Origin of the sequence: Streptomyces sp. NPDC057424, from assembly GCF_042803315.1 — a bacterium.
In the GTDB taxonomy this organism is placed as follows: domain Bacteria; phylum Actinomycetota; class Actinomycetes; order Streptomycetales; family Streptomycetaceae; genus Streptomyces.
Window position 1 is genome coordinate 140503 of the sequence record NZ_JBHVCP010000003.1, and the last position, 17763, is coordinate 158265.

Genomic DNA, 17763 nt, shown 5'->3' on the forward strand with positions numbered 1-17763 from the left:
TGCGGGTGAGACGAGTACGTGAACGCCGTCCTCGCCCGCGTGTAGTAGGACGGTTCCCTCCGCTCCCCTGCTCCTCGATCAGAACTGGATCCCATGAGTGTCATCAGCCTCGGTCAGGCCGTCGTCCTCGGAGCCGTCGAGGGGGTGACCGAGTTCCTGCCCGTTTCCTCCACCGGCCATCTGAAGATCGTCGAGGGGCTGATGGGCATCCCCGTCGACGACGACGCCGTGGTCGGGTTCTCGGCCGTCATCCAGGTCGGCGCGATCGCCGCGGTGCTCGTGTACTTCTTCCAGGACATCGTGCGGATCGTCTCCGCCTGGGGGAGGGGCCTGCGCGACCGTGAGGAGCGGTACCACCACGACTACAGGTTCGCCTGGTGGGTCATCTGTGCGACCATCCCAATCGTCGCCGTCGGGCTCGCCGCGAAGCCGCTCATCGAGGGCCCGCTCGCCTCGCTGTGGGTGGTCGCCGGCTCGCTGATCGTCGGCAGCGGGGTGATGTGGGCGGCGGACCAAATGGGCCGGCACAAGCGCGGCGAGGACGACACCTCGTTCAAGGACGCCATGCTGGTCGGCAGCTCCCAGATCCTCGCCCTGCTCTTCCCCGGCTTCTCCCGCTCCGGCGCCACCATGTCCACCGCGCTCATCCTCGACCTGGACCGCGTCGCCGCCACCCGGCTGTCGTTCTTCCTCGGTATCCCCGCCCTGACCGGCGCCGGCCTCTACGAGCTCAAGGACGCCCTGGGCACCGGGGTGGGCGCGGCGCCGCTCGCCGTCGGCACGGCCGTGTCGTTCGTCGTGGCCTACGCCTCCATCGCCTGGCTGCTGAAGTTCGTGGCCAAACACTCCTTCAACGCCTTCGTGATCTACCGGATCGTCGTGGGCGTGCTGCTGTTCGGCCTGCTCGGAGCGGGTGTGCTCAGCAGCTGACGGTCCCGTGCGGCCTGGTGGCGGGGAGTTCGGGCGCGGCCCTCCCGGCCCCTGGACGTTTTGTTCCGGCCCGCTTGACAGGCGCCTCCCGGGCCCCGCAGGATCACTCCCGTGAACCTGTCAGACAGCCGGACAGCCGGACAGCCCGTGCGGCGGGTCAGTGCCATGGAAGCGGTGCTGGCCTACCTGCGCGACGCCATCGAGCGCGGCGACTACGCCATCGGCGACAAGCTCCCCTCGGAGGCGGAGCTGTGCCGCACCCTGGAGGTCTCCCGGCCCGTGCTGCGCGAGGCGCTCAGGGCGCTGCAGACCATGGGCCTGACCGTCTCCAGGACCGGCAAGGGCACCTTCGTCGTCGCCAGTGCCGTCGAGGACCCCACCTTCGGCGACTACTCGGCCAGCGACCTGCTGGAGGTGCGCCGCCACGTCGAGATCCCGGTCGCCGGGTACGCGGCCCGGCGCCGCACCCCGGAGAACCTCGACCACCTGGCCCACCTCCTGGACCGGATGGAACGGGAGACGGACACCACCGCCTGGGTCGCCATGGACACGCTGTTCCACCTCGCCGTGGCCGAGGCCGCCCAGAACCCGGTCTTCCGCCGGGTCATCGAGGAGATCCGGGACGCGCTGGCCCGCCAGTCCGCCTTCCTCAACGAGCTGGGCGGCCGCCGTGAGCAGTCCAACCGCGAGCACCGGGCGATCGTCGAGGCGCTGACCGACGGTTCCGAGAACGACGCGGTGGAGGCCATGTCTCACCACCTCGACCGCGTCGAGACCACCCTCACTGACATCGTGCGTTCCCCGCGCACGGACTCGGACCTCCCCACGGAAGGTGACCCCCAGGCGTGAGCGAGCAGTCCCTGCACGACGATGTGCAGAAACGTTCCGGCCATGTCGACGCCGGAGACGAGGGCTACAGCAAGTCCCTGAAGTCCCGGCACGTCAACATGATCGCCATCGGCGGCGCCATCGGCACCGGCCTCTTCCTCGGCGCCGGCGGCCGCCTCGCCGACGCCGGCCCCTCCCTCTTCCTCGCCTACGCGGTCTGCGGCCTCTTCGCCTTCCTCGTCGTGCGCGCCCTCGGCGAACTCGTGCTGTACCGGCCCTCCTCCGGCGCCTTCGTCTCCTACGCCCGTGAGTTCATGGGGGAGAAGGGCGCCTACACCGCCGGCTGGATGTACTTCCTCAACTGGGCGACCACCGGCATCGCCGACATCACCGCCGTCGCCACCTACACCCACTACTGGGGCATGTTCTCCGACATCCCGCAGTGGGTCATCGCGCTGATCGCGCTGGCCGTGGTGCTCACCGTGAACCTGATCTCGGTGAAGATATTCGGCGAGCTGGAGTTCTGGTTCGCCATCATCAAGGTCGGCGCGCTGGTCGTCTTCATGTGCATCGGCATCTTCCTGCTGGTCACCCAGCACCCCGTCGACGGCCACAGCCCCGGCCCGTCCCTGATCAGCGACAGCGGGGGCATCTTCCCGCACGGCCTGCTGCCCATGCTGCTGATCATCCAGGGCGTCGTCTTCGCCTACGCCTCCGTCGAGCTGGTCGGCGTCGCCGCCGGTGAGACCGAGAACCCCGAGAAGATCATGCCGAAGGCGATCAACTCGATCATGTGGCGGGTCGGTGTGTTCTACGTCGGCTCGGTCGTGCTGCTGTCGATGCTGCTGCCGTGGAACAAGTACACCGCCGGAGAGAGCCCCTTCGTGACGGTGCTGTCCAACATCGGCATCCCGGCGGCCGGCGACGTGATGAACCTCGTCGTCCTCACCGCCGCCATGTCCTCCCTCAACTCCGGCCTCTACTCCACGGGCCGCATCCTGCGCTCCATGGCCATGGCCGGCTCCGCGCCCCAGTTCACGTCGGTGATGAGCCGCAGCCAGGTTCCCTACGGCGGCATCCTGCTCACCAGCGGCATCTGCGTCCTGGGCGTCGGCCTCAACTTCGTCGTGCCCGCCGAGGCGTTCGAGATCGTGCTGAACTTCGCCGCGATCGGCATCCTCGCCACCTGGGGCATGATCATGATCTGTCACCTCCTCTTCTGGCAGAAGACCCAGAAGGGCGAGCTGACCCGCCCGGCCTACCGGCTCCCGGGCTCTCCCTGGACCGAGATCGTGACGCTGGCGTTCCTCGCCTCCGTCCTGGTCCTCATGTACGCCGACGGCGGCGCGGGACGCACCACCGTGCTGTGCCTGCCGCTGATCGTCGGGGCCCTGGTCGTCGGATGGTTCGGCATCCGCGGCCGTATCGCGCGCAAGTCCACCACCGGAGCCGACGCGTGAGGCGCGCGACGCTCCACGAGAAGCAGGCAGTGATGTTCAGTAGTTCCCTCGCGGACGCACCCCTTGTCCGTGAACCCGTCCACGCCCCCGTCGCCCACCTCATACGCGGCGGAATCGTCGAAGGCATCCACTACGGCTCCGTCGTCGTCCTCGGCGCCGACGGACAGGTCCGGCTCCAGATCGGAGACGTCGAGGCCGCCTTCTACCCGCGCTCCGCGCTCAAGCCCCTCCAGGCCGTGGCCATGGTCCGGGCCGGGCTGCCGCTCGACGGCGAACTGCTGTCGCTGACGGCCGCCAGCCACTCCGGCGAGGACCGCCACCTCGCCGGTGCCCGGCGCATCCTCGACCTCGCCGGGCTCACCGAGGAGCATCTGCGCAACGTCACGGACCTGCCGTTCGACCCGGTCGTCCGGGACGCCTGGGTGCGCGAGGGCCGGCTCCCCTCACGGCTCGCCCAGAACTGCTCCGGCAAGCACGCGGCCATGCTCTACACCTGCATGCTCAACGGCTGGCCCCTGGAGAACTACCTCGACCCCGGCCACCCGCTCCAGCAGGCCGTCGCCGAGATCGTCGAGGACCTCACCGGGCAGCGCATCGCCCAGGTCACCGTCGACGGCTGCGGCGCGCCCCTGTTCTCCGTCTCCCTGCACGGCCTCGCCCGGGCCACCGCCCGGATCACCACCGCCGCACCGGGCACGCCCGAGGCCCGGGTCGCCGACGCCGTGCGCGAACACGCCGAGATGGTCTCCGGCTCCGGGCGGGACGTCGCCGCCCTGATGCGGGCCGTGCCGGGGCTCCTCACCAAGGACGGCTTCGAGGGTGTGCAGGTCGCCGCGCTGCCCGATGGCCGGGCCGTGGCGGTGAAGATCGCCGACGGTGCGAACCGGGCGCGGATCCCGGTGGCTGCCGCCGCGCTGGCCTGGGCAGGCGTCGACCCGGAGCTGCTCACCGAGTTTCAGGGCGAGCCGCTTCTCGGCGGTGGGCGGGAGGTCGGGCGAGTGCGGCCCGTCCGTTCGCTGGAGCCGGTCGCCGGTGCGGCTCGCGCCTGACGCACCGGCGGCTGCGGGCCGCATGTGGCTGGCCGCACAGTTCCCCGCGCCCCCGAGGGGCGCACCCACCCACCCTCACTTCCCTCAGAAAGAGGACCCTCACCGTCATGACCGCCGCCACCCGCTCCGAGCACGACCTGCTCGGCGACCGTGACGTTCCCGCCGACGCTTACTGGGGTGTGCACACCCTGCGGGCCACGGAGAACTTCCCCATCACCGGCATGCCCATCTCCGCATACCCGCACCTGATCGACGCCCTCGCCGCCGTCAAGGAGGCCGCCGCCCTCGCCAACGAGGAACTCGGCCTGCTGGACCCGAGGAAGGCCGCCGCCATCGTCGAGGCCTGCCGCGAGATCCGCGACGGAAAGCTGCACGACCAGTTCGTCGTCGACGTCGTCCAGGGCGGCGCCGGCACCTCCACCAACATGAACGCCAACGAGGTCGTGGCGAACCGGGCGCTGGAACTGCTGGGCCACGCCAAGGGCGCGTACGGCTTCCTGCACCCGAACGAGGACGTCAACCTCGGCCAGTCCACCAACGACGTCTACCCGACCGCCGTCAAGATCGCGACGGTGTTCGCGGTGCGCGGCCTGCTCGACGCGATGTCCGTCCTGCAGGACACGTTCGCCCGCAAGGCCGTCGAGTTCCGCGACGTGCTCAAGATGGGCCGTACACAGTTGCAGGACGCGGTACCCATGACGCTGGGCCAGGAGTTCTCGGCCTATGCCGTCATGCTGGACGAGGACCGGTCCCGGCTCGCCGAGGCCGTCCAGCTGATCCATGAGATCAACCTCGGCGCGACCGCCATCGGCACCGGCCTCAACGCCCCCGCCGGATACGCCGAGGCGGCCCGCCGCCACCTCGCGGCCGTCACCGGACTGCCCCTGGTGACGGCGGCCAACCTGGTCGAGGCGACCCAGGACTGCGGCGCCTTCGTCCAGATGTCCGGCGTGCTCAAGCGCATCGCGGTCAAGCTCTCCAAGAGCTGCAACGACCTGCGCCTGCTGTCCTCCGGCCCGCGCGCCGGGCTCGGCGAGATCAACCTGCCGCCCGTGCAGGCCGGTTCGTCGATCATGCCCGGCAAGGTCAACCCGGTGATACCCGAGGTCGTCAACCAGGTCGCCTTCGAGGTCATCGGCAACGACGTCACCATCACCATGGCCGCCGAGGCCGGACAGCTCCAGCTCAACGCCTTCGAACCGATCATCCTGCACTCCCTCTCGGAGTCCCTCACGCATCTGCGCAACGCCTGCGTGATCCTGGCCGAACGCTGCGTGTCCGGCATCACCGCCAACACCGAGGCGCTGCGCACCAGCGTCGAGAACTCCATCGGCCTGGTCACCGCCCTCAACCCGCACATCGGCTACACAGCCGCCACCGACATCGCCAAGGAGGCCCTCGCCACCGGCCGGGGGGTGGCCGAACTCGTCCTGGAGAAGGGCCTGCTCCCCGCCGAGACACTCGCAGGCCTGCTGCGCCCCGAGGTCCTGGCGGGCAGCGGCCGGGCCACGGCCTGACCCGCCGGAGCGCGCCGGGAGCGGCAGAGGGACAATAGTGATCATGGCATCGTCGACGACCTTCCAGCCGGTCCTGGAGCGCATCGCGGAGGAGATCGAGCGGACCCCCGGCCGCGGCCGGCCCGCCGACTACATCCCGGCGCTCGCCGCCTGCGACCCGCGCCGCTTCGGCATGGCCGTCGCCGACCTCGACGGCACGGTGTACGGAGTGGGGGACTGGCGGCAGCCGTTCTCCGCGCAGTCCCTCACCAAGGTCTTCACCCTCGCCCTCGACCTGGCCCGCGAGGGCGACGCCCTGTGGGAGCACGTGAGCCGCGAGCCCTCCGGCAACCCCTTCAACTCCCTCGTCCAGCTGGAGTACGAGAACGGCATCCCGCGCAACCCGTTCATCAACGCGGGCGCCCTCGTCGTCACCGACCGGCTGCACACCCGTACCGGCGACGCGTCGGGCGAACTGCTGGCGTTCCTGCGGGCGGAGAGCGGCAACCCGGAGCTGACCTTCGACAAGGAGGTCGCCGCCTCCGAGTCCGGCCACGGCGACCGCAACGCCGCGCTCGGTCACTTCATGGCGTCGTACGGAAACATCGACAACCCCGTTCCGACGCTCCTGGAGCAGTACTTCCGCCAGTGCTCGATCGCCGCGTCCTGCGCCGACCTCGCCCTCGCCACGAGCTTCCTCGCCCGGCACGGTATCCGCGCCGACGGCACCCGCCTGCTCAGCCGCAGCCAGGCCAAGCAGATCAACGCGATCATGCTGACCTGCGGCACGTACGACGCGGCGGGCGAGTTCGCGTACCGCGTGGGCCTGCCCGGCAAGAGCGGTGTGGGCGGCGGGATCATCGCGGTCGTCCCCGGCCGCTGCAGCCTGTGCGTGTGGAGCCCGGGCCTGGACGAGCGGGGCAACTCGGTGGCGGGAGTGGCGGCGCTCGACCGCTTCACGACCCTGACCGGTCTGTCGGTCTTCTGACCGCCGGCGTCACCCCGACCGGGACCCCTCAGCCGAGGGACTCCTCGAGCCCCGGCGGCTCCCTACGCCGCATGAACGCCATGGGGCGGGGTGTCCGGGAGCACCGCCGGCAGGGCGCCGTGGATCAGGTCCGCATGTCGGCGGCGTGCTCGACGTGCGGGAAGTCCGTGTCGCCGACCACGAGGAGCGTGGGCTCCGCTGAGGTCCTCGATGCCCGGGGGCGGGTGCGACGGCCACGTAGGCGTCGGTCATCTCGTGAAAGCCCGACCGGCCCGGCAGCCGCGGCCGGGGACATGCCGCCCCGCCGGCCGAGCCGGGCACCGACCGCGGACTTCCTCGGCTCGTCCCCGGCGGCCCGACCGCCCTCGCGGCGCCGCCGTGCAGCAGCACCTGGGGCCGGCCGCTGCTGGTGCTCGCCCTCGCCACGCTGGTGACGGTCTTCACCGCGACCGTGCCCCTGCTGCGCGCCTGGTTCGACGTCAGCCTGTGGCTGCCGGCACTCGTCCTCACCGACGCGACCCTGCCCGCCACCGGACGCAGACGGCTGGTGGGCACCGGCACGGACTCGCGGCCGCGGTCAAGATCATGCCCGCGCTGTTCACCGGTCTGCCGTTGTGGCTGCCGGTGGGTCAGCTCCGGCCGGGCCTGCGGACCGGAAGCCGCAGCACCAGCACCACGACCGCCGCACCCGTCCCGGCTGCGCCCGCGATCAGCCCCGCCTCCGTCCAGACGGACCCGTGCTCTTCCGGCACGGCCGCCGCGACCGCGGGCGGCGTCGCCGCCGCGGGGCGTGCGGATGTGGGCGGTGCGCCGAGCGAGCCCACCGCCTCGACCCTCCCGGCCGACCTGAAGCCCCAGTCGAGCAGCGAGCGCGCCTCCTCGTACACGGCGGACCCGCCGCCCTCCTGGGGGTTCATCACCGTCACGACCAGGGTGCGCCCGTCCCGCCGCGCCGCCGCGATGAGGGTGCTGCCGGCCTTGCTGGTGTAGCCGTTCTTGATGCCGATCAGACCCCGGTACGGCTTCACACCTCTGGCACCGCTCAGCAGCCGGTTGGTGTTGAGGATCGGGTACGACCAGTTGCCTCCGCCGGGAAATCTGGCCTCGACGGTGGCGCAGTACCGGGCGAAGTCGGGGTTGCGCAGCCCCACCCGGCCGAACACCGCCAGGTCGTACGCCGAAGACACCTGGCCCGGGGCGTCGTAGCCGTCCGGTGACACCACGCGGGTGTCGAGGGCGCCGAGGGACCGGGCCTTGGCCTGCATCCGCTCGGCCGTGAACCGCCAGCCGCCGTTGAGCTCGGCCAGGACGTGCACGGCGTCGTTGCCCGAGTTGAGGAAGACTCCGCGCCACAGGTCGGCGATCCGGTACGTGCGGCCCTCGGCGACCCCGACCAGGCTGCTGCCTGCACCGATGCCCCGGAGCTCACGCTCGCGGACCGTGTGCCGGATGCCCGCCGGCAGCCCGGGCAGCACGGTGAGGGCGAACAGGGTCTTCAGGGTGCTGGCCGGGGGCAGCTTGCGGTGTGCGTTGTGTGCGGCGAGGACCTCGCCGGTACGGGCGTCGGCCACCACCCAGGACAGCGCGGAGACCTTCGGGACACGAGACGCCCCGGCGCGCAGGCGGACCTGGGTGCCGGGACGGTACAGCAGCGAGGGGTGCGGTGCCGCGGCCCTAGGCCCGCCCGGCGGGGTGGGCTCCGTCCCGCCGGGGTGGGCCGCCGCCGCGGGCATCAGCGCCAGGAGCCCCGCGAAGCAGAGCGCACCGGCCGACACGGCCACCCGGGAAGAGAATCCGATGATCATATGATCAACGTAGAAACCGGCATGCTCCGTGCGGCGGCGACGGGGCCGCACTCCACGCGGGAGCACCCGGATGGATGATCTCCTCGCGTCAGCCCGGGGGCAGCGTCGGCTGGACGCGCCGCAGGAACGTGGCGTTGTCCGGTGTCTCGCGCATCCGCTCCAGGAGGGTCTCCAGGCCGCCCTGCCCGTCGCGGCCCTGCAGTACGCGCCGCAGACCCTGGACGGCCGTCAGCTCGGCCGGGTTCAGCAGGAGTTCCTCCCGGCGGGTACCGGACGGGGTGATGTCGACGGCCGGGAACACGCGCCGGGACGCCGGGTCCCGGCTCAGGCGGAGCTCCATGTTGCCGGTGCTCTTCAGCTCCTCGAAGTAGAAGTCGTCGGCTCGGGAACCGGTCTCCACCAGGGCGGTCGCGAGGATCGTGAGAGAACCGCCCTCCTCGGCCGACCGGGCGGCGCCGAAGAACCGCTTCGGGCCGGTCAGTGCGGACGCGTCGACGCCCCCGGTGAGGATGCGGCCACCGGAGGCGGCCGCGTTGTTGTGCGCCCGGCACAGCCGGGTCAGCGAGTCGAGGAGAATGACGACGTCCTCGCCGGCCTCGACGCGCCGCTTGGCGCGCTCGATCACGAGTTCGGCGAGCGCGATGTGCTGCTTGGCGCTGCGGTCGAAGGTCGAGGCGTACACCTCGCCCCGCACGCCGCGCCGCATGTCGGTGACCTCCTCGGGCCGCTCGTCGAGCAGGAGCATCATCAGCCGGCACTCGGGGTGGTTGCCCGTGACGGCGGCGGCCAGCTGCTGGAGAAGGACGGTCTTACCGGTCTTGGGCGGGGCCACGATGAGCCCGCGCTGGCCCTTGCCGACCGGCGCGACCAGGTCGACGACGCGTCCGGCCAGTCCGGCGGCCGGGTGCTCCAGCCGCAGCCGCTCGTGCGGGTGCAGCGGCGTCAGGTCCCGGAAATGGCGCCGGTCGCGCGGCGTCCCGGGTGTTCGGCCGCCGGCCTGTACGACGTCGGTGACGCCGCGCCGGTCGCCGCGCACGCCCTCGACGAGGTCGCCTTTGCGCAGACCGAACCGGCGGATCAGCGCGGGGGAGACGGCGGCGTCGGCGGGCGACGGGAGGCAGCTCTCGGCGCGCAGGTACCCCTTTCCGCTCGCGTCGATGTCGAGGACGCCGGACACGGCCCGGGCCGGGGACTGCTGCTGTACGGAGGGGTTTTCGAGTGTGGTGGTCACGGTGACGGGTGTCCTTTCACGGACGGCAGGCATGAGACATGCGAAGGGAGGGGGAGATGACCGCGAGGGGAGGGCCTGTGGCACGCCTCCGGGCGGCGGAGAAACAGCACCTCGGACACGACGGAACACGTCGTGGTGCTGGATTTGAAGGAGAGAGTGAAGAACTGGCACCGGCGCCCACAAAGGGGGGCGTGCACGAGTGCTCTTCGCACTGTACCACCGAAAGCGGTGGAAAGGGGCCGGTTACCTCAGCGAGTGGCCAGCAGGCCGTACAGCAACGGGATCCGCGGCTCGGGCAGCCGCCACCAGCCGGACTCCGAACGGGCCATCTGGGGCCAGCGCGGCCAGGGGAGTTCGTCGCCTTCCCGCAGGCGCCGCACGGCGAGTCCCGTATCCGTCAACGCGTTGACGACCTCGCCCATTCCGTGCATCCACTCGTAACTGTCGGTGGCGCCCTCGACGGCCGGGCCGTCCGTGTAGGTGCGGGTGCCGTCGCGGTGCACCGGACCGGCGCCGCCCAGGTAGTCGTGGCGCAGGAGCAGCTCGGGTCCTTCACCCGGGGCGGGCTTCGGCCCGAGCGAGTTGAGCAGCGGATGGAACTCGACGACGTACAACCGGCCGCCCGGACGCAGGAGTCGGTGGACGGTCTCCGCCCACCGGTCCAGGTCGGGGAGGTAGCACAGGGCGCCCTTGCCGGTGTAGACGACGTCGAACCGCCGCCCGCCCAGGGCCTCGACGGCGTCGTACACGTTCGCCCGCACGTACGTCACGTCCGCGTCGGCCCGTGCCGCGATGTCCTGGGCGGCCGCCACGGACGCCTCTGAGAAGTCCAGGCCGACGGCCCGGGCGCCGCGCCGCGCGAAGGCGATCGTCTCCGTGCCGAGGTGGCACTGGAGATGCAGCACGTCACGCCCGGCCAGCTCGCCGAGGTCCTCCCACTCGAACGGCGCGAACCAGCGCTCGGGGTCGAGGTCCTGGTCGAGACCGTAGAAGCGGCTGGCGAGATGGACGGGCGTACGGGCGTCCCAGTTCGCCTGGTTGGCCCGCATCAGCCGGTCGTGCTCGGCGGACGTCATGAGGACATCCAAGCGTGAACCGGCCGCGGGCGCCGGGAGAACACGGGAAACGGATCCCCGGACGTGTCGCTCAGTTCGAGCGGGCACGCGCCTCCTCGGCGATCCGCTCGAACTGCGCGCCCATGGCCGCCGCGAGCGCCTGGGCTCCCGACAAGGGGCGCACCATCACGGTGAATTCGTCGATGAGCCCGTCCTCGTCGACGTGGATGAAGTCGCAGCCGCTGATCTCCCGGTCGCCCACGCGCGCGGTGAAGACCAGGGCGTGATCACGGCCGTTCACGTCGTTGATCTCGCGCACATAGCGGAAGTCCTGGAAGACCCCGGAGACGGCGCGCAGGATCGCCGCCGTGATCGCCTTTCCGGCGTACGGCTTGAACACGACCGGGCTGGTGAAGACCACGTCCGGCGCCAGCAGGGCCTCGGCGGCGTCGAGGTCGAGCGTCTCGACCGCCTCACGGAATGCACGCATCGAAACCGCCTTGGTCAACTTGTTGAGTAGGTGCGGATTAGACTAGTCAACTGTTGATACGGTGTCCACATGTCTCTCAAGTACGCCGTTCTGGCGGCGCTCCTGGAGGGCGAGGCCTCGGGGTACGAGCTGTCCAAGGTGTTCGACGTGTCGCTGGCCAACTTCTGGGCCTCGACCCCGCAGCAGCTCTACCGGGAACTGGAGCGCCTCGCCCAGGACGGACTGATCGAGGCCAGGGTGGTGCGCCAGGAACGGCGCCCCGACAAGCGCATGTTCACGCTGACCGAGGCCGGCCGTGAGGACCTGTGCACGTTCGCCGCCGCGCCGCCCCGGCGGCCCACCGCCATCCGCGACGAACTCCTCATCAAGATCCAGGCCATGGACGGCGTGGACCCGGACGCGACCCGTGCGCTGGTCGAGGAGCGCGAGACATGGGCCCGCGGCAAGCTCGCCCGCTACCGGCGCGTACGCGAGCGCCTCCTGGCCGGCCGCGGCGAGGAGGAGTACCTCCGGGAGGCCGACCGCGTCGGCCCGTACCTCACCCTGATGGGCGGCATCGCCTTCGAGGAGGAGAACGTCCGCTGGTGCCAGCGCATACTCACCGTTCTGAAGCAGCGGGCTCCCCTAGGCTGAGCCGATGTTCAGCCCCGAAGGCCCCAGTCTGCGCGAGCTCGCCGTCCAGGCGCTGTCGTCCGTCGAGCGCGGCTACGACCTCCTCGCGCCGAAGTTCGACCACACGCCGTTCCGGACCCCCGACGCGGTCCTCGACGCCGTCGGCTCGGCACTGCGGCGAGCCGGGCCCTTCGGCGCCGGACTCGACCTGTGCTGCGGCACCGGTGCGGGCGTCGGCGTGCTGGCGCGGGTGTGCCGGGAGCGCGTCACCGGGGTCGACTTCAGCGCGGGCATGCTCGACGTCGCACGGGAGCGGGTCGGACCCGGGGGCCCATCGGTCTCCTGGGTCCGGGCCGACGCCCGCGCCCTGCCCTTCGCGCCCGCCTTCGACCTGGTGGTGAGCTTCGGGGCTTTTGGTCACTTCCTGCCACGCGAACTGCCCGGACTGTTCGCCCAGGTCCGGTCCGTCCTGCGGCCGGGAGGCTGCTTCGCGTTCCCGCTGGTCGCCCCGCCCCGCCCGGGCTCGCTCGGCTACTGGACACTGCTCGGCTTCGACACCGTGATGCGGGTGCGCAACGCGCTCTGGCGGCCTCCGTTCGTCATGTACTACCGCGCCTTCCGCCTCGGGGACGTACAGCGCGAACTCGCGGCGGCCGGCTTCCGGGTGGAGCTCCACACGCTCCCGGAGTTCGGAAGGCGACCGGACGGCAGCCCCCGGGTGCGGCTCGTCATGGCCCGGTTGCCGGGCTGAGGCCCGGATCGGTACCGGTCAGCCGCGCAGGAAGTTCAGCAGATCGTCGTTGAAGGTCTTCTCGTAGTCGCCGACCGGGCCGTGCGCACAGGGGGGCTCCTCGTCGGCCGCCAGGGGGGCCGTGCGGGGTGGTGCGGGCCCATGCCGCCTCTCCTGTGGGTGACGTTCGGTAGCCGTGCGGGCTTGATGCGCCACCAGATCCAGCATTGGTCTCAACCAGCTGGGAAGGGTGGCCGTGCGGTTCGGCCGAAACCGGCCCTCCCGCGCCCGCCTCTCACAACGCGCCGTACAGGGCGTCGATCAGCGCCATCTTCCGCGGGTCGTTGGCGATACGGGGCCCCATCCGGTTCATCACATAGCCCAGCGACACTTGCGCCTCCGGGTCGGCGAGACCGCAGGAGCCGCCGAAGCCGTCGTGCCCGAAAGCGCGCGGGTTGGGTCCGTACGAGCCGTCGGGTCCGCTGAGCCAGAGCCCGAGCCCCACCTCCGTCTCGTGCTCGAACCCGGCGCCGAGCACCAGGTCCCGGCAGCTGCCCTGCCCCTCACGCACCCGCTCGGCCGAGTAGGGGGACATCAGACGGTGGCCGTCGAACGAGCCGCGGCCCGCGAAGACGCCGTACAGCGCGGCGACGGCACGCGCGGTGCCGTGCCCGTTCGCCGCGGGGATCTCCGCGGCCCGCCACCCGGGGGTGCCGGCCTCGGCGGCGGACACCGCCGGGTTGGTCAGCGCTGCAACGGCCGCGGGCGCCAACTGGGCGAAGACCGCGGCCTGTTCATTGCTCGCCGTGACCGCCGGCTGGACCAGCTCGGCCACCCGGCCGACGTCCTGCTCCAGCAGGCCGATGCGGAAGTCGATGCCGAGCGGCCCCGTCACCTCCCGCGCCAGGAAGGCCCCCGGCCGCAGCCCCGAGACCCGGCGTACGACCTCGCCGACGAGGTGGCCGTAGGTCAGTGCGTGATAGCCGGACCGGGTGCCCGGTTCCCACCAGGGCTCGGTCGCCGCGAGCCGCTGCGTGGTCAGCTCCCAGTCGCAGAGCTGCTCCAGCGAATGCGGCTCACGCAGACCGGCCAGCCCGGCGCGGTGGGACAACAGGTGCCGTACGAGGACCTTCTCCTTGCCCGCGGCGGCGAACTCCGGCCAGTACACGGCCACCGGCGCGTCCAGGTCCAGCAGTCCCCGGTCGGCGAGGATGTGCGCGCACAGCGCCACCGGCCCCTTGGACGTGGACCACACGTTGACCAGCGTGTCCCGTTCCCACGGGCGGCAGCGGCCCGCGTCCGTCCAGCCGCCCCACAGATCCACCACGGTCTCGCCGCCGGCGGTGACGGCCACCGCGGCGCCCAGTTCTCCCCGCTCCCGGAAGTTCTCCTCGAACGCCCTGCGTACCGCCGTGAACCGCACGTCGCAGTGACCGTGCACCTGTGCCTCGTTCCCGGACATGAGCCCCCTCCGCCGACCGACTCCGGCCCGGGCCGCCGCGTCGCGGTCCGGGCGCGAAGAACGTACCGACTGGTCGGACCGGGGGGAAGTCCGCCGGTTGTGAACGGCCGGATCAGGTGTACGAGCGCATCCAGCGCAACTTCGCGGCCTGCTGGAAGGGGCCGCCGCCCTCGTGGTCGTTGAAGTCGTAGACCTCGATCGTCTTGTCCTCATGGCCCCAGGCGTTGAAGGCCGCGAAGACGGTCGAGGGCGGACAGGTCTGGTCCTCCAGGGCGGCCGAGAAGAGCGCGGGGGCCCGGCCGCGGGCGGCGAAGTGGACGCCGTCGAAGTAGGACACCGTGCGCAGGGCGTCCTCGGTACGGCCGCGGTGTGTCTTGAGGTAGAGGCCGATCTCCCGGTACGGGTGCCGGTCCGTGATCGTCGCCGCGCGCGGGAAGTCGCACAGGAACGGCACGTCCGGCGCGATGCCCGCCAGGTCCGGGACCAGACCGCCGACCGCGATCGTGATGCCGCCGCCCTGGCTGGCACCCACGGCCACCGTGCGCGCCGGGTCGGTGAGCGGGTGCGAGCGGGCCGCCTCGACGGCACGCACCGCGTCCGTGAAGACCCGGCGGTAGTAGTAGTTCTCCGGGGCGTCGATGCCGCGCGTCATGAAGCCGGGGTACGCGGGCGCACCTCCCACCGGGTCAGGCGTGCCGCCGCCCCCGCCCCAGGCGCTGCCCTGCCCACGGGTGTCCATCACGAAGTGCGCCCGCCCGGAGGACGCCCACAGCAGGTGCTCGTGCGGGAGTCCGCGCCCACCCCCGTAGCCGATGAACTCCACGACCAGCGGCAGCGGACCGTCCGCCCCGGCCGGGAGCGTCAGCCAGCCCTTGACCGGATGACCGCCGAAACCGGCGAACGTCACGTCGAACACCTGCACGGTGGACAGGCCCGTGTCGACCGGTTCGAAGCGCGCGTCCAGATCGTGCCGGCGCGCATCCTGGAGGGTCCTGGACCAGAACGCGTCGAAGTCCTCGGGCTCGGTGGCCGCGCTGCGGTAGTCGCGGAGTTCGTCGAGCGGAAGGTCGAACAGGGCCATGCAGGACCGCCTTGGATGAGAAGCAGCTACAGGAGCAAGGTGATGATCACACTACGTGAGTGGTCGGAGGACTGGCCAGGGTCTGTTCTGGTCCATCTCCGGCGCGCCGACCGCTCGCGGTGGATGGTGCGCAGGTCATAGGCATGGAGTGCAAATGCGCCGGAGGATGCCGGGGGGAGGGGTAGGCGCGGGTGGTCGGGTCACCTGGAGCGCGTCGGCGAGCGCGGCCGTCCGGATGTCCGCTACGGCGCCTCACGCGCGGCGGTGTGTCCACTGCGGTTCGGTACGGGCCCATGCCCGGTCCCACTCGGCGAGCCGGCGGCGCAGCGCCACCCGGCGGACGAGGAAGTGGCCGCAGAGAACCACGAGCACCGCACCGCCCGCGGCGCAGGTACCGACGGTGAGGGTGTGCTGCCGGACCGCCGTCTCGCTCACCGGCGGCAGCACACTCCGGCCCCGGTCGTCGAACCAGACGTTCACGGTCTCGCCCTGCCCGGTGTCGGCCGGAACCCGAGCCGTCGCGGTGCGCGTGCCCTCGCCGGGTTCCGTCCAGCGCACGGTCGCCCGGTACGCGTGCTGCCTGCCCGCCTGGGCCGACGGCAGTGAGCCGCCGCTCCTGCCGACCACCTCGGCCCGGACGCGGTGCCGCTCGGCCCGCTGCTCCATCGACAGCGACCGCGCCTCGCCATGAGCCCACCGGGCGGCGGCCGTCCCGGCCACGGGCGCGCCCACGAGAATGAGGACGGCGACCACCAGCAGCGTCCACGCTTCCACGACATCCGACCGACGCCGCAGCGGACTGCGCCGCCAACGCCAGCCGCGCACCCGGGTTCGCATGTCCACCTCCCCGCCGTCACCCGGCCGAGGGCCGGACCGGCCGCGCGGTGCGCGCCGCTCCCTCGGCATCACGTCAGGCGTGCGAGTGCCCTCACGGGGACGGAGTACCCCTACCGGCGCCCCACGATCGCCCCGTGGCTGTGCGCACAACCGGAGCGGCTGCGCCCGCGGCGAAACACCGGTGTCAGCCGAAGCGCTCGATGCGGATCCGGTCCACCGGCTGACCGGCCGTCACGAGCAGCCGGGCGGCGTGCTCGGCGAAGGAGTTGGAACCGCACACATAGGCCTCCCACCCACCGGGAGGCTGCTCGGCCAGGAGTGGCGCCACATGTGCGGCCGCCATACGTCCGACCGCCACACCCTCCGGCGCGCTCCGGGTGAAGACGGGGATCGTCTCCGCGCCCAACTCACGGGCGTAGACGAGCTCCTCGGGGCTGCGCGCGGACACCACCAGCCGCAGCGGCACGGTCAGGTTCCGCGCCCGGTGGTGCCGGATCATCGACATCAGCGGTACGACGCCGGAGCCGGCGCCGATGAGCAGCGCGGGCCGGTCGCCGGGCCAGGCGAAGAACCCGCTCACCGGACCCCGCACCTCCACCCGGTCGCCGGGCCGGGCGACGGTGTGGAACCAGCCCGACACCTCGCCGCCCTCGATGTGATCCAGGGTCAGCTCGACCTGCCCGGAGTCGTCCGGCGCGGACGCGATCGAGTAGTGCCGCTGGGCCGCGTAACCGTCCTCGGCGGTCAGCCGCACCATCAGGTGCTGGCCGGGCAGGTGCCCCGGCCAGCCGGGCACCGCGAGCCGGAACGTGGCCACGCGCGGGGTCTCACGGCGGATCCCGGTGACCGTGGCGGTCTGCCACTCCGACGCGGCCTGCCCGTTCACGGCGATACGCCCGGGCACGGCGAACCGCGTGGGGGGCACGAAGGTCTCAGTCACCGGAGTACCTCTGCTCCTCCCAGGGGTTGCCCCGCCCGTGATAGCCGTTGCGCTCCCAGAAGCCCGGCTCGTCGTGGTCGAGGATCCGCAGGCCCGCGATCCACTTGGCGCTCTTCCAGAAGTACAGGTGCGGCACCAGCAGTCGTGCCGGGCCACCGTGCTCGGGGGCGAGGGGCCTGCCGTCGTACTCCCAGGCGATCCAGGCGCGCCCGCCGGTGAGGTCGGCGAGCGGGAGGTTCGCCGTGTAGCCGGTGTGCGAGTAGGCGACGGCATGGGTGGCCGACCCATGGGGCCGCGCCACATCCAGGAACGCGTCCAGGGACACGCCCGCGAACCGCACCCCGAACTTCGACCAGCTCGTCACGCAGTGGATGGCGCCCTCGTACGCCGACGGCGGCAACCGGTGCGCCTCCTCCCAGCCCCAGGTGCGGGGCTCGTCCACCAGACCGTCGATACGGAACGTCCAGTCGGCGGGTGCCAGCTCGGGAGTGACCTCGGCGGACAGGACGGGCCAGTCGTCGCCCGCGTCGTACTGGCCGGGCGGCAGACCGGGGTCGTCGACGCGTGGGCGCCCGGTGAAGCCTCGGGTGATGTGCATGCGGTGGTGCCTCCGGGCCGGTCCGGCGCTGCTCCGCCGGAACGGGTCATCAGTGATGTCGTATGCAACCGTACGTGCAGTGCCCCCTGGTCCCGCCGGTCGGGGCCGGTCGGGGCCGGTCCCGGCGTAGTAACGCACCAGGCACTCGGCGAACCGCGTCACGTCCTCCGC

The 17763-nt window shown here is 71.8% G+C and carries 18 protein-coding genes; 8 read left to right on the forward strand and 10 right to left on the reverse strand.

Annotated features, from left to right (window positions below; translation table 11 throughout):
- The first annotated feature begins 93 nt into the window (after positions 1 to 93).
- From ACFU3E_RS04500 to ACFU3E_RS04525, 6 genes are all read left to right on the forward strand, one after another.
- Positions 94 to 930, forward strand: a complete 837-nt coding sequence (locus ACFU3E_RS04500; RefSeq protein ID WP_384151889.1) for an undecaprenyl-diphosphate phosphatase — start codon at positions 94 to 96, stop codon at positions 928 to 930.
- Positions 931 to 1095: 165 nt separating this feature from the next.
- Entirely contained in the window at positions 1096 to 1779 is a 684-nt protein-coding gene (locus ACFU3E_RS04505) for a FadR/GntR family transcriptional regulator (RefSeq protein WP_384152250.1), read from the forward strand.
- On the forward strand, positions 1776 to 3218 hold the full coding sequence (locus ACFU3E_RS04510) for an amino acid permease (protein WP_384151892.1): 1443 nt from the start codon (positions 1776 to 1778) through the stop codon (positions 3216 to 3218). The genes ACFU3E_RS04505 and ACFU3E_RS04510 overlap by 4 nt, the downstream gene beginning before the upstream one ends.
- 32 nt (positions 3219 to 3250) lie before the next feature.
- Positions 3251 to 4267: an asparaginase gene (locus tag ACFU3E_RS04515; RefSeq protein ID WP_384151895.1), complete on the forward strand. Its 1017-nt coding sequence runs from the start codon at positions 3251 to 3253 to the stop codon at positions 4265 to 4267.
- Between the two features lie 107 nt (positions 4268 to 4374).
- Entirely contained in the window at positions 4375 to 5784 is a 1410-nt protein-coding gene (gene aspA / locus ACFU3E_RS04520; protein ID WP_384151898.1) for an aspartate ammonia-lyase, read from the forward strand.
- A 43-nt stretch (positions 5785 to 5827) separates the two neighbouring features.
- Positions 5828 to 6751 (forward strand): glutaminase, encoded by a 924-nt coding sequence (locus tag ACFU3E_RS04525; RefSeq protein ID WP_384151901.1) that lies wholly within the window; start codon positions 5828 to 5830, stop codon positions 6749 to 6751.
- A 629-nt stretch (positions 6752 to 7380) separates the two neighbouring features.
- Here the strand turns inward: ACFU3E_RS04525 and ACFU3E_RS04530 are convergent.
- The 4 genes from ACFU3E_RS04530 to ACFU3E_RS04545 form a co-directional block, all read right to left on the reverse strand.
- Positions 7381 to 8556, reverse strand: a complete 1176-nt coding sequence (locus ACFU3E_RS04530) for a D-alanyl-D-alanine carboxypeptidase family protein (protein WP_384151904.1) — start codon at positions 8554 to 8556, stop codon at positions 7381 to 7383.
- A gap of 88 nt (positions 8557 to 8644) precedes the next feature.
- Entirely contained in the window at positions 8645 to 9787 is a 1143-nt protein-coding gene (gene rho, locus ACFU3E_RS04535) for a transcription termination factor Rho (RefSeq protein ID WP_384151907.1), read from the reverse strand.
- Between the two features lie 248 nt (positions 9788 to 10035).
- Positions 10036 to 10863, reverse strand: coding sequence for a class I SAM-dependent methyltransferase (locus tag ACFU3E_RS04540; protein ID WP_384151910.1), 828 nt, complete (start codon positions 10861 to 10863; stop codon positions 10036 to 10038).
- Positions 10864 to 10933: 70 nt separating this feature from the next.
- A complete protein-coding gene (locus tag ACFU3E_RS04545; RefSeq protein ID WP_384151913.1) occupies positions 10934 to 11332 on the reverse strand; it encodes a nuclear transport factor 2 family protein in 399 nt (132 codons plus the stop codon).
- Between the two features lie 69 nt (positions 11333 to 11401).
- On the opposite strand from ACFU3E_RS04545, the gene ACFU3E_RS04550 reads away from it, so the two are divergent.
- Together ACFU3E_RS04550 and ACFU3E_RS04555 are read left to right on the forward strand one after the other, a co-directional pair.
- Positions 11402 to 11965: a PadR family transcriptional regulator gene (locus ACFU3E_RS04550; protein ID WP_384151916.1), complete on the forward strand. Its 564-nt coding sequence runs from the start codon at positions 11402 to 11404 to the stop codon at positions 11963 to 11965.
- A 4-nt stretch (positions 11966 to 11969) separates the two neighbouring features.
- A complete protein-coding gene (locus ACFU3E_RS04555; RefSeq protein ID WP_384151919.1) occupies positions 11970 to 12695 on the forward strand; it encodes a class I SAM-dependent methyltransferase in 726 nt (241 codons plus the stop codon).
- Positions 12696 to 12713: 18 nt separating this feature from the next.
- Here ACFU3E_RS04555 and ACFU3E_RS04560 read toward each other — a convergent pair whose 3' ends face one another.
- The 6 genes from ACFU3E_RS04560 to ACFU3E_RS04585 all read right to left on the reverse strand — a co-directional run bounded on the left by ACFU3E_RS04560 (position 12714) and on the right by ACFU3E_RS04585 (position 17592).
- Positions 12714 to 12890: a hypothetical protein gene (locus ACFU3E_RS04560; RefSeq protein ID WP_384151922.1), complete on the reverse strand. Its 177-nt coding sequence runs from the start codon at positions 12888 to 12890 to the stop codon at positions 12714 to 12716.
- 79 nt (positions 12891 to 12969) lie between these two features.
- Positions 12970 to 14136: a serine hydrolase domain-containing protein gene (locus ACFU3E_RS04565; protein WP_384151925.1), complete on the reverse strand. Its 1167-nt coding sequence runs from the start codon at positions 14134 to 14136 to the stop codon at positions 12970 to 12972.
- Between the two features lie 112 nt (positions 14137 to 14248).
- Entirely contained in the window at positions 14249 to 15217 is a 969-nt protein-coding gene (locus tag ACFU3E_RS04570; RefSeq protein ID WP_384151928.1) for an acetylxylan esterase, read from the reverse strand.
- 252 nt (positions 15218 to 15469) lie between these two features.
- Complete coding sequence (locus ACFU3E_RS04575) at positions 15470 to 16054, reverse strand: hypothetical protein (protein WP_384151931.1); 585 nt, start codon at positions 16052 to 16054, stop codon at positions 15470 to 15472.
- Between the two features lie 184 nt (positions 16055 to 16238).
- On the reverse strand, positions 16239 to 16994 hold the full coding sequence (locus ACFU3E_RS04580; RefSeq protein ID WP_384151934.1) for a ferredoxin reductase: 756 nt from the start codon (positions 16992 to 16994) through the stop codon (positions 16239 to 16241).
- The gene (locus ACFU3E_RS04585) at positions 16987 to 17592 is read right to left on the reverse strand and encodes a sulfite oxidase-like oxidoreductase (RefSeq protein ID WP_384151937.1); all 606 of its coding nucleotides are present in this window, start codon (positions 17590 to 17592) and stop codon (positions 16987 to 16989) included. Before ACFU3E_RS04585 ends, ACFU3E_RS04580 begins: the two co-directional genes overlap by 8 nt.
- Positions 17593 to 17763 lie beyond the last annotated feature (171 nt).